The sequence below is a fragment of the Allofrancisella heilbronnii genome (assembly GCF_000710735.2).
In the GTDB taxonomy this organism is placed as follows: domain Bacteria; phylum Pseudomonadota; class Gammaproteobacteria; order Francisellales; family Francisellaceae; genus Francisella; species Francisella frigidaquae.
In genome coordinates this window covers 1,639,577-1,651,231 of record NZ_CP144673.1, presented here as the reverse complement: position 1 = coordinate 1,651,231, position 11,655 = coordinate 1,639,577, and the positions used below count along the sequence as shown (strand labels likewise).

Below are 11,655 nucleotides of genomic sequence, written 5' to 3'. Positions count from 1 at the left end.
ATGGCTAAAGAACACTTATATGATCATGAAACAGGTGCAGCATATGGTACTCATAAAAGTTATATACAAGGGTTCATATTATCAGTAGTGATTACTACTATAGCTTTTGTATTAGTAGGCTTTAAGCTACTATCACCAGTAGCTTTATGTGTATCTGTTGCTTTACTAGCATTAATACAGCTTTTCGTTCAGTTGGTATTTTTCTTACATTTAAGCACAGATTCAAAAGCACGTTGGAACCTAATAAGTGCTATATTTGCATTAATAGTAGTTTTTATCGTTGTCGCAGGTACTATTTGGATCATGTTTGATCTTTATGACATGATGATGTAACTTTTGATTTTTTACTTATGTCTTTCAAAAAATATCTTCAGTTAACTAAGCCGGGAATTATTTTCGGTAATTTGATTACACTTACGGGTGGTTTTTTATTAGCTACAAATCGCCAGATAGGTTTTAACTACTTAGATTTATACCTTTATGTCACTATTGGTACAGCTTTAATGATAGGTTCGGGGTGTGTTTTTAATAACTGCTTTGACCGTGATATTGATGCAAAGATGCAAAGGACCCAAAATCGACCTTTAGTTACGAATGATATAGGTCTTTTATCTGCAATGATTTTTGGAATAGCATTATTCCTATTAAGTAGTGTGGTCTTGTATGTATTAGTTAACCCTTTGACATTATGGATTATTATAATCGGCTTTATAGTATATGTAGGAATATACACTGTATCTAAACGTTTTACAGTGCATGCTACTTTGTTAGGAGGCATTTCAGGAGCTGTTCCTCCAGTTGCTGGATATACGGCTGTAGTAAATAATCTAGATCTAAATGCTTTTGCATTATTTTTAATACTATTTTTTTGGCAAATTCCACACTCTTATGCTATAGCAATACTATATATCAAAGATTATAAGAATGTACAAATCCCACTATTGCCTATAGTTAAGGGATTAAGCTATACAAAAAAAATAATGCTAAGTTATATGATCTTATTTTTAATTTCTTGTAGTTTACCTTATCTTTTAGGTACGGCTGATATTTATTCTTTTATATTTTGCATACTGATAGCTATATTTTGGTTGTATAAAACTATGAAATCATTTTATACAGATAGTGATCGTGATTTTGCAAAAACAGTTTTTAAGTGGTCGATTATTGTAATTACAGTTATTTGTTTATCTATAGGTTAAGGGTTGCTGTATAGGTGTAGTTATTATACCTAAATATTCTAAAATAAATTTTATCAAAAGTGTAATTATATGCTAAAGCATAAAGTACATAAAATATGACAAATCCAATATCTACAAATAATGCTTCGAATAAGCTTATTCTTAGCCAGGAGGCTATGAAAGGAATGGTTATAATTAATAGAACAACCTCAAATAAAAGTGTGTGTAGTATTCTAACATTAAAATACCTTTTTGACCTATGTCCACCCAAAAAAGTTTCTATAACATCAAAAAGGTAGTTGTAGATGAAATTCCATATCATAGCCATTATAGATATAATAACGACTAATACACTTGTATCCAAAAAATTCTTATTTAATACAAACATGGTGATAGGAGTAAAAATAATTATGCCAATTACTTCAAACCCAATCATATGAATTATTCGACCTAACAAACCCATATTATTCCTAATAATTTTAAGTTAAAAAACACATAATAAAATTTATTCGATTTTTCTCTATTACATGGAGAAACCAATTAACTATTTATATTGTAGTTATTTGCTAAACCATTTTATAAATCGATATTTAAGCTTTTTGCTAAAGCTTTTAATTTTTTCATAGTCTCTGGAAGCTGCTTAATAGCTACCCATTGACGCATTAATTCACGCCCTTCACAAGCAGGGTAACCCATCTGGCTTTGGCCATCAGGTACATCTTTCATAACACCTGATTTAGCGCCAATTCTAGCACCAGCTCCTATATTGGTATGATCTTTAATACCAGCATTGCCTGCAATTATAGCTCCATCACCAATAGTTACAGAACCGCTAATTCCAGCTTGACCACAAATCATACAACCTTTTCCAATAATTACGTTATGACCTATCTGTACAAGGTTATCGATCTTTGTAAAGTCACCTATAATGGTTGAACCAAACTTAGCAATGTCTATACATGTTGAGGAGCCAATATCAACATAGTTACCTATAACTACATTTCCGATATGTGGGATTCTTACTATGCTTCTACCATCTTCTGATGGTCTATATCCAAAACCGTCACTACCTATGGAGCAATTTGAATAAAGCCTGCAAAAGTGTCCTATTTGGGTTCTTTCTCTAATAGTAACATTTGGCCATATAATACAATTTTGTCCGATAGTAGCTTCATCATAGATGCTTACATTTGCATATATGATAGTATTATCACCAATAACTACGTTTTTGCCTATGTAAGCTCCAGGACCAATAGAAACGTTGGCCCCGATAGTTGCTGTAGGTTCGATGACAGCTTTTTTATGAATACCATTTTGTTCCGGGTTGGGTTTAGAAAATAACTCTAAAGCTTTTGCCATAGCTAAATCAGCATTATGTACAACAATTAATGGTTTATTATTAATATTTCCTATATCGCGTAAATCTTTACTAATGATTGCGGCACTAGCATTAGAATATTGCCAGAGTTTAATATGTTCATTTTTATCTATTAAGGTTAAATCGCCATTTTTAGCTTGGTTAGCGTAATTTAAGCCAGAAATATGAAAGTTATCATTAGAGGTAAAGTTAATTATTTCTCCACCAATTTGCTCAGCAATTTGCTGTATTGTATATTTCAAGTAAATTTCCCCTCATACATTAATTTATTTAACCATATTATAACATGTTTTTTGATATTTGGCTTCATAAAAAATAAGTTATTAAAAAATTTTTACTTAACCTACGCCAAAATCTGTATTATCAACTAATATTTCGAATTGCGGATCGTTATATAAGTAAATGTACTCTTCTAAAAACCATTTTTTTAACTCATCATCCGCTTTAATGTGAGTGGTGTTGTTCTTATAGATATTTATAGTTGTATGGTTAAAATATGTTTTTGCTATCTCAATATCTTTTCGTATAATTTCTTTAGTTTGTCCTTTTACACCTATTAGTAAGCAGACAGAATCAAATAGGTTACTAAGTTCAGTCAGTGATTGATAGTTAAAACCTTTCTTCAGAATATTTTCTCTAAAATCATAATCGAAGCTTTCTAATCCTGTTTTTATAAATATATTAGTTTCAAAGATATCTTTTATTTTGTGTAGATGGTCTTTGTACATCCAGTGTGCTTCGACAAAAATAAGATTGATATTCTTTTCTTTAACGATTTGTTTTATATAGCCTTTTGTCTTTAGAGGTAGCTCAAAAATATTGCCAGAATTGATAATTTCTAAAATGCCAAATTCACCAGTTACATTTTCTAGCACTTTGAGATTTATCGAATTAATTTCATCGGTATTTTTGGAGTTATCTAGAATATAGTCACAAAATGAGCATTTTCCATAAGCACAAGGACGGCTTTTTAGAAGTACTATTTCTCGTTTATAACGATGAACGTTTGTTATCTTACTATAGCGTTGCATAATTATTTAATATACCTTTGTGCTTGTATTAGAGCTAATTCATTAGTATTTAACTCATAGGTGGTTTTAAATATACCATCTAAACATTTGATTACTTTATTTAAAGCTTGAAAAAAGTCTTTACCTTTTAAAATATAGCTTAAGAACATCGCAGCTGTGATATCTCCAGAACCACTTACGTAGGGTTGAACTTTATATTTTCGAGACTCTAAATATTTAAACTTATTTTTATGGTATATTGCAATACCAGTTTTAGAGTTATCAAAAGATGTGCTTGTAATAATAATTATTTGATTTGGATTTTTAATTTTAATTATTAGATTTTTACAAGCTTCGATAATATCATTGAAATTTTTAATTTTTGTATCACTTAGTATAGAAAGCTCAAATAAGTTAGGAGTAATAATATCGGCTATAGGCAATAAATATTCTAAGAAAATATTAGGATGTTCTTTTGTTGCAAAAATACGTCCTTGCTGGTTACCAGTGTCGTAGATGTCTCCAAATACTGGGTCACAGCAATATAGAGCATTTTGATTATCATTTTTAATGACCTTGACTGTATTGGCAATAACTTTAGCAACTTCAGTATCCCCAATGTAGCCAGAAAGCACCGCATCATGTTTAGTCAAAAAGTTATTTGCAACCATACCATCAATAACATTCTGGATCTCTTTTGCATTAAAAAAAGATCCCTTGTAGTGTGGATACTGAGTATGGTTAGATAATTGAACTGTATAAATAGGAGATACTTCTATCCCAAGCTTTTGCATCGGGAATATAGCAGCTTTGTTACCTGCGTAACCATAAGCGACATGTGATTGTATAGAAAGGATTCGCGGAGTTTTTTTGATCAAAGCCATTACTATTATTTTATCGACCTAAGTTATTTCTTATATCAGCTAACAAATTTACATAAGCTTTTTTATCACCAAAAGTACCTATTTTGAGATATATATTTACTATGTCACTGTTGTCCTTTATCATTTTTATTTCAAAAGGGTCTTTGCCAGGTTTAACAATACCAGATATTTCAGCATAATCGTCTTTTATGTAGCTCTTTTTAATATCATAACTACCATCATTGCTAAGAGCTAACCCTGTAGCATTGTAGACGCTTTGGATACTTGTGTTATCTATTTCTGCAGAAAAAGTACCATTTACAAACCTAACTATAGACTCGCTAGTGGAATTTAAATCATTAGAAAGACTAGCATTATTTGAGCAGCTAACTAGGGTAAGTGTAGCTAATGTATATGCTAAAAGTTTGACTTTTTTCATTGTATTGCTTGATTTATAGTTTAATGTTTAGATTTTATAGTAGTATTTAGGCTTTGTAAATTAACTAGATTCTGTAGACAAAAATAAATATAGATACTAATGATGGATAATTTTTTGTTCATGGAACCTAGTAGTTTTGTAAATTAGTAGGGTATTTTAGCTATTGTTAGATGTAGTAGTTACGCTTGAAGGCTCTTTATTAGGTTTGGAGCTATCAGATTTAGTGATAGTGGAATTATCAACGTTGCTACTACTACTAACCATATTTGTTACTAAACTATCGTCATTATTTAAGCTAGCCACCATTTGAGTAATTTCTGTATCTATAGAGCTACTTTGTTGGCTATTATTTGTTTCTTCATCAACAATCTTTTTTAGGTAATTATCAACCTCTTTAGTTACTTTTTTCTGACTTTTATGAACATTTTTTTGTGCATATTGAGCTTCGTGTACAGCATCCATAGTCATATGAGTGTATAGGTATGCAGGGTCTATAACAAAAGGCCTTAAGTTTGCGTTGTATTTTTTCACTACGTCAGGGAAATTAACAGTATAAGCGACTTTAATTTGTTTTTTACCCTCAGAATTAGTTACTACCATAGCAACTAGGTTTGCAGCTATTTTGAAGTCTCCTCTAACCAGATGATACTGTTGTTGTCTATCCATCATTATTTGTCTAACAGGAGTTGCATACACCTCACCTATTTTTATAGGCTTATTGATGGTAGTAATACCAGCTTTCTCAAGCTCAGAAATAGCATAATTGCCACCGTAACTATCTTTTTCTAGGAGTATATTCATTTTGATCATCTTAGCTAAGACATCATTTCTAAAAGATTTGGTCTGCTTTAAACTAAAAGCTAGACAAGTGCCTGTATCATCTTTTTGGAAACATCCATTTCTTTTATCTATTAGAATGAATAACTTCTTAGTTTTATCATAATATAATTGGTAGCTAGGAGTATCATCGCCATGACCAAGATAAACAAACTGATCATTAGTCAACATATTACAGGAGCTAAGCAAAACGATTAGTAATACTAAAGCGATTTTTTTGAATAAGTTACTTATATACATTTATAATCCCAATTTTATATATCTTTAAACACAATTTTTGCTTAGAAGCGCTGAAAAGTAAAGCTTTGACCATGAAAAAATTAATAAAATTCTAAAGTCTAGCATTCTCTTGCATTAATTTCTTATATTTTTTTTCTATCATTTGCCTTTTAAGTGGCCCTAAATGATCAAAAAAAGTTATCCCATTAAGATGATCTATCTCATGTTGTACACAACGAGCTAAAAAACCTTCTTTTATAATCACCATATCTTGACCAAACTCGTTTAAAGCTTGAATCTTGATCGTATTAGCCCTTTTGACTTTTGCTGAAACCCCTGGAAATGATAAACATCCCTCTTCATCTATAATTTCGCCATCTTTTTCAATAATTTGAGGATTAATTACAGCAATAACATTAGGCTCAGGACTTTCTAAGTCATCAACCATAATAAAAAATCTCTTTTTTATGCCTACTTGAATTGCTGCAAGCCCAACACCGCCAGCTTGTGTCATAAGTTGACGCATTTCACTAAACGTAGCTCGCAACTCATCGTTTATCTCATCTTTTGAGACTTCTTTTGCAATCTCTTTTAATACCGGATGTGGGTATTTTAAAATCTGTAGAGACACTATTAAGCTCCTTGAGTTTGTATATCCTTTTTCATCTTTGCCATAGTAATAGCTGCTTGTACGCAATACTTTCCTTTATGACCTTTTTTTCCGCCCACTCTATCTAAAGCTTGGTCTTTATTGTGGGTAGTTAATACACCAAAGATTACAGGTAAATTGTATTGATGCATAACTTTTTGTGTACCGTAGCTTACCTGTTCACATACGTAATCATAATGGTCTGTTTCACCACGGATGACACAACCAAGTAATATTATAACATCAAATTTACCTGTTTCAGCAAGTAGTTTAGCAGCATATGGCAACTCAATAGCTCCTGGTACTTTGTGTATTTCAAGTTGATCATCTTTTAAACCTTGAGTGTATGCCTCTTCTAAAGCACCTTCAAGCATTTTATCTGTTATTAATGCGTTAAACTCACTTACAACTATAGCTAATTTATTCATATTGATACCTATATACCCCTAATTGTGTGTTTCATTTTATTTTTTTTAGTTATAAGATAGTCTTTATTGTGTGAATTTACAAAAGCTTCACATGCAACAGGCTCTGTCTCTATACCAACCATTCTCAGAGCATTAACTTTTTTTGGATTATTTGAGATTAATCTACATTTATCAATTTTATTGTACTTTAATACTTGAATAGCTAAATCATATTTTCTAGCGTCCACAGGCAACCCTAGTGCTAAATTTGCCTCAATCGTATCCATATTATCATTAATTTGTAAATTATAAGCTTTAAGTTTATTAGTTAAACCAATACCCCGACCCTCTTGATTAAGGTAAATAAGATATCCTCCTTCTTCATTAATCATTTGCATAGCTTTCTTAAGTTGAGCTTGGCAATCACAACGCAAAGAACCAAATAAATCTCCAGTTATACAAGAAGAGTGCATTCTTACTAAAGGTTTATCTCCTTGATATGATTTGGATAATACAACTACCTCATCACTGTTAAATTTATCCTTATAAACAGATATTTCAAGCTCACCCACATCAAAAAAGGGTATAGAAGAGCTAGCCGTTTTCTCAATGAAAATTTCTGTTGCTAAACGGTATTGATATAGTTCAGCAATGGTTAGTACAGGTAAACTATGCATTTGAGTAAAATTTTCAATGTCTTTAGCTTTCATCATTGAGCCATCTTTATTCATAAGCTCGCATAGAACACCAGTGCTATTAAAACCACCTAGTTTCATTAAATCGACCGTTGCTTCTGTGTGACCATTGCGCCCTAAAACACCTTTATCATTAGCAATTAGTGGGAATATATGTCCGGGACGAGCTAAGTCTTCTGCTTTAGCATCAGATGCTGAGGCAATTTGAATTGTGTGTGCTCTGTCCTTTGCTGAAACACCAGTAGTTACACCTTCTTTTGCTTCTATAGTCACTGTAAAAGGAGTACTAAAGGTACTGTTGTTTTGGTCTGCAGCAACCATTGGAGTCAAATTTAATTTTTTAGCCTGCTTAGAGTCCATAGCCAAACAGATTATGCCACTTGTATGCTCTAACATAAAAGCAATATTCTGTTCAGTTGCCATTTGTCCTGGCAAGATTAGGTCTCCCTCGTTTTCACGATCGTAGTCATCAAGGACAACCACAGGTTTACCGGACTTAAGTGCTTGTATAGCCTTTATTACATTATTTTTTATTTGTTCAAACATTTTTGAATCCTTGTATATATTTGTAAATATATTTACCTGTAGCATCAGCTTCAAGGTTTACCAGAGAGTTTTTAGCGTAGTTTTTTGCAATAGTGGTATCTATTGTGTGTGGTATAAGAGTTATAGTGAAACTTTTCTCTAAAACATCCACAACAGTAATACTCATACCATCTATAGCCACGAACCCTTTAGGAATTAGATAATTTAAGAATTCCTTTGAAGCTGTTATTTCAACAATCCATGCTCCACCGACATCTTTAATCTCTTTAATAGAGCCTTTTTCATCAACATGGCCCTGAACTATATGGCCTCCGACTAAGTCTCCGTAGCGTATAGCAAGTTCAATGTTTACAGTATTTCCAATATTTAGTTCATTTAGATTTGTTTTGCTTAAAGTTTCTGGGACAGCATCAAAACTTGCTATAGTATGCTCTAAATTAAGGTCTGTGACAGTTAAACAGGTCCCGTTTATAGCAACACTATCACCTACACTACATTTACTACAGTTTTCAAAAGCAATATAAAAAGTTTTTATATTACCTCGAGTAGTTATTCTTTTTACAGTTCCTAATTGCTGAACTATTCCACTAAACATTTTGATCTTCCTTAATTCTTGAATTTATAAGTAAGTCACATCCAAGATAGCTAGTTTTATTAATAACTAGTTGTCTTTTAGGATTATTATTAGCCACCAATACAGGTGATATGTATGTTATAAACTCATTAATTGCATATACAGTAGCAAAATTTTCTATGAGCTTCATGCCACCTTCCAAAAGCGCACTTGTTATGCCAGTGTTAGCCATTTTTTTTAATAAACTATTTATACATACCTTGTCTTTTTGAGCTGGTAGTATCCAAAATTCGAGATTTAGACTTTGTAATATTTGCTTTGCTGAGTCTGTTATATCAGTGCATACAAAAATTGTTTTTGCATCAGTTTGATCTAAGATTTGCCAGCTTAGGTCTACCTCTTGTATTTTAGTAAATACAACGATCTTGATAGGGTGGATAGCACTTTTAATATCTAAGCGGACGTTCAATTTAGGATTGTCTTCGACCAGAGTATTTTTACCAATAATTATAGCATCACAAATGTTTCGTAGTTGGTGTGTGTAGATAGCTGCCTTATCTGAGCTGATTTTTTTTGAGTCATCAGCATTGACGGTAGTTTTTCCATCTAAAGACATTGCCCACTTAGCAAATATATAAGGTTTTTGATATTGTTGGTAATAGAAAAATATTTTATTCAATTCTTGAGCTTGTTTTTCTAAGACCCCTACTTTGACTTTGATACCAGCTTTTTTTAACTGCTGGACACCTTTACCAGCAACTTGGGGATTAGGATCAAGAGTTGCTATTATAACTTCTTTAACTTGAGCTTTTATCAGAGCATCTGTACAGGGTCCAGTTTTACCTGTGTGGCAACATGGCTCTAGAGTAACATAAACGATAGAGCCTTTAGTTTGTTCACCAGCTTGTTTAATGGCCAAACATTCAGCATGAGCTTGCCCAGCCCTGATATGCCAGCCTTCGGCAATTATTTTGCCATTTTTAACGATTATGCAACCAACCATAGGGTTTGGAGATACAGTAAGTCTACCTCTAGTAGCTAGAGCTAAAGCTTGTTGCATATAATACTGGTCGATATTTTTCATTAGCCACTTTGTTTTTTTTATTAGCAAATAAGGGCAGAAAGATAAGCTAAGAATATAGCAATCCGCTGTCTAAAACATAGCACATGTCTTAGTCGGAGTAAATTTAGCTATAAAAATACTAATGTTACTATCTTCTTTCATCCAGACTTTAACTGTCGGCTTTGGAATCTCACCAAATCTGCTAGACCTCTTATTCTATTATAAGAGTATAAGAGCGCTCGCGGGCTTCTTATGTAAAGTTACCGCCGGTAGGGAGTTTCACCCTGCCCTGAAGATTTGCTAATAATTATAGCATTAATGAATCAAATATCTAAGTGATAAAATAAGTGTGGTTTAAAGAATTTAGCTCATTCTTTATGTGCTGGTTGTAAAGGCTTGCTAAAAGCATATTTTTTCACAATTTCGCCACCGATAAGATGTTTTTGAATTATCTCTTCAAGCACTTCTGGGGTACATGAATGATACCACACGTTATCAGGATGAACTACTACTATAGGGCCATTTTGGCAAATCCTTAAACAGTAGGTTTTAGATCTGTAAACATGTCCATTTTGGGTTAGCTTTAGCTCTTTAAGTCTCTTTTTTAAAAAGTCCCAAGATTCTAATGATGTTTTCCCAGAACAGCATTTTTGTCTATCCTGGTCACAACATAAGAATATATGTTTTTGAATATTCTCAAGTCCAAGACTTTTTGCTTTTTCATCCAAAGATAAACCCATAACCGTGTCTCCAAAATAGGTTTTTTCTGATAATATATTTATGCCAATATTAACACTTGGAGTAAAAATGGAAAAGAATATTTCTAATGAGATGTTAGAAGAACTTGCAAAAACGTATATTAAAGATGTTAAAAGTAAGAGAAGATGGCGGTTATTTGTACGAAGCGTAATAGTTTTGTTAGGAATAATTATTATAGTGCCTAACTTGTTTTTTTCAACAAAGGAGCTAGGGCCTCATGTGGCATTGGTCAAAGTTGACGGTATAATAGCAGCTGACTCCCAAGCAAATGCTCAAAGAATAAACAAAAGCTTGGATAATGCTTATAAAAATAAGTTTACAAAAGCCATAATTGTAGAAATAAATAGTCCCGGAGGCTCACCAGTACAGTCTGATGAAATATACTCACATATGAAATATCTTCAAAAAAAATATCCTTCAATCCCAATGTACGCGGTGTGTACAGATGTATGTGCTAGCGGAGGGTATTATATAGCAGTAGGAGCAAAAGAGATTTATGTTAATAAAATGACTATCACAGGTTCAATAGGAGTAATAGGAAGTAGCTTTGGTTTTACTGGTTTAATAGATAAACTAGGTATAGAACGAAGAATATATATTTCTGGAAAAAATAAAAATTTCTTAGATCCATTTTCTCCACAAAAACTAAATCAAGTAGAAGATTATCAAAAACTTTTAGATCAAAGCCACCAAGTATTTATAGATGCAGTTTTACAATCAAGAGGAGATAGGTTAAAAGACAAATCGAATGAAACAACTTTCTCTGGGCAACCATTTAGTGGTATAGAAGCTGAAAAAATAGGTCTAGTAGATGGTTTTGCATCTATAGACCAATTAATGTCGGAAAAACTACATGACATGGAGATGATCGATTATACTCAACCTTTAGATTTCTTAACGAAAGTATCAAGCAAGTTAACTAACGGTGTTTATTATAAAGCATTATTAGAGAATAGTTTTAGTTTGAAATAAAATATTTAAAATATTGAAACATTGTTTAACCAGGATTATAATCGATAGACATAATGATTTAAGTTT

Annotated in this window: 15 protein-coding genes and 1 riboswitch; of the genes, 3 read left to right on the top strand and 12 right to left on the bottom strand. The window is 32.1% G+C overall.

Annotated elements, in window-relative coordinates; all coding sequences use genetic code 11:
* Positions 1-333, top strand: a complete 333-nt coding sequence (gene cyoD / locus FRA_RS07730; protein ID WP_035720472.1) for a cytochrome o ubiquinol oxidase subunit IV — start codon at positions 1-3, stop codon at positions 331-333.
* A gap of 17 nt (positions 334-350) precedes the next feature.
* Positions 351-1,199 (top strand): heme o synthase, encoded by an 849-nt coding sequence (gene cyoE / locus FRA_RS07725; protein WP_035720470.1) that lies wholly within the window; start codon positions 351-353, stop codon positions 1,197-1,199.
* Here the strand turns inward: cyoE and FRA_RS07720 are convergent.
* The 12 genes from FRA_RS07720 to FRA_RS07665 all read right to left on the bottom strand — a co-directional run bounded on the left by FRA_RS07720 (position 1,189) and on the right by FRA_RS07665 (position 10,598).
* Entirely contained in the window at positions 1,189-1,641 is a 453-nt protein-coding gene (locus FRA_RS07720) for a PACE efflux transporter (RefSeq protein ID WP_035720469.1), read from the bottom strand. The genes cyoE and FRA_RS07720 overlap by 11 nt on opposite strands.
* Positions 1,642-1,754: 113 nt before the next feature.
* Positions 1,755-2,798 (bottom strand): UDP-3-O-(3-hydroxymyristoyl)glucosamine N-acyltransferase, encoded by a 1,044-nt coding sequence (lpxD, locus tag FRA_RS07715; RefSeq protein WP_035720467.1) that lies wholly within the window; start codon positions 2,796-2,798, stop codon positions 1,755-1,757.
* A gap of 96 nt (positions 2,799-2,894) precedes the next feature.
* Positions 2,895-3,587 (bottom strand): radical SAM protein, encoded by a 693-nt coding sequence (locus FRA_RS07710; RefSeq protein ID WP_035720465.1) that lies wholly within the window; start codon positions 3,585-3,587, stop codon positions 2,895-2,897.
* A 2-nt stretch (positions 3,588-3,589) separates the two neighbouring features.
* Positions 3,590-4,450: a pyridoxal kinase gene (gene pdxY, locus FRA_RS07705; protein WP_035720464.1), complete on the bottom strand. Its 861-nt coding sequence runs from the start codon at positions 4,448-4,450 to the stop codon at positions 3,590-3,592.
* A gap of 10 nt (positions 4,451-4,460) precedes the next feature.
* Positions 4,461-4,868 carry a DUF3568 family protein gene (locus FRA_RS07700; RefSeq protein WP_035720462.1) on the bottom strand — a complete coding sequence of 136 codons (408 nt, stop codon included), beginning with the start codon at positions 4,866-4,868 and terminating at the stop codon, positions 4,461-4,463.
* A gap of 156 nt (positions 4,869-5,024) precedes the next feature.
* The gene (locus FRA_RS07695) at positions 5,025-5,945 is read right to left on the bottom strand and encodes an FTN_0109 family protein (RefSeq protein WP_035720460.1); all 921 of its coding nucleotides are present in this window, start codon (positions 5,943-5,945) and stop codon (positions 5,025-5,027) included.
* 91 nt (positions 5,946-6,036) lie between these two features.
* Complete coding sequence (gene def / locus FRA_RS07690; protein ID WP_035720458.1) at positions 6,037-6,555, bottom strand: peptide deformylase; 519 nt, start codon at positions 6,553-6,555, stop codon at positions 6,037-6,039.
* Positions 6,556-6,557: 2 nt separating this feature from the next.
* Positions 6,558-7,001 carry a 6,7-dimethyl-8-ribityllumazine synthase gene (ribH, locus tag FRA_RS07685; protein WP_035720456.1) on the bottom strand — a complete coding sequence of 148 codons (444 nt, stop codon included), beginning with the start codon at positions 6,999-7,001 and terminating at the stop codon, positions 6,558-6,560.
* Between the two features lie 8 nt (positions 7,002-7,009).
* Positions 7,010-8,221 (bottom strand): 3,4-dihydroxy-2-butanone-4-phosphate synthase, encoded by a 1,212-nt coding sequence (gene ribB, locus FRA_RS07680; protein ID WP_035720454.1) that lies wholly within the window; start codon positions 8,219-8,221, stop codon positions 7,010-7,012.
* Positions 8,214-8,816 carry a riboflavin synthase gene (locus FRA_RS07675; protein WP_035720453.1) on the bottom strand — a complete coding sequence of 201 codons (603 nt, stop codon included), beginning with the start codon at positions 8,814-8,816 and terminating at the stop codon, positions 8,214-8,216. The genes ribB and FRA_RS07675 overlap by 8 nt, the downstream gene beginning before the upstream one ends.
* The gene (gene ribD / locus FRA_RS07670; RefSeq protein ID WP_035720451.1) at positions 8,809-9,879 is read right to left on the bottom strand and encodes a bifunctional diaminohydroxyphosphoribosylaminopyrimidine deaminase/5-amino-6-(5-phosphoribosylamino)uracil reductase RibD; all 1,071 of its coding nucleotides are present in this window, start codon (positions 9,877-9,879) and stop codon (positions 8,809-8,811) included. The genes FRA_RS07675 and ribD overlap by 8 nt, the downstream gene beginning before the upstream one ends.
* A 125-nt stretch (positions 9,880-10,004) precedes the next feature.
* A riboswitch (FMN riboswitch) is annotated at positions 10,005-10,159 on the bottom strand.
* A gap of 67 nt (positions 10,160-10,226) precedes the next feature.
* A complete protein-coding gene (locus FRA_RS07665) occupies positions 10,227-10,598 on the bottom strand; it encodes a (2Fe-2S) ferredoxin domain-containing protein (RefSeq protein WP_035720450.1) in 372 nt (123 codons plus the stop codon).
* Between the two features lie 67 nt (positions 10,599-10,665).
* Between FRA_RS07665 and FRA_RS07660 the strand changes: the two genes are divergently transcribed.
* The gene (locus FRA_RS07660) at positions 10,666-11,589 is read left to right on the top strand and encodes a S49 family peptidase (RefSeq protein WP_035720573.1); all 924 of its coding nucleotides are present in this window, start codon (positions 10,666-10,668) and stop codon (positions 11,587-11,589) included.
* The last annotated feature ends 66 nt before the right edge of the window (positions 11,590-11,655 follow it).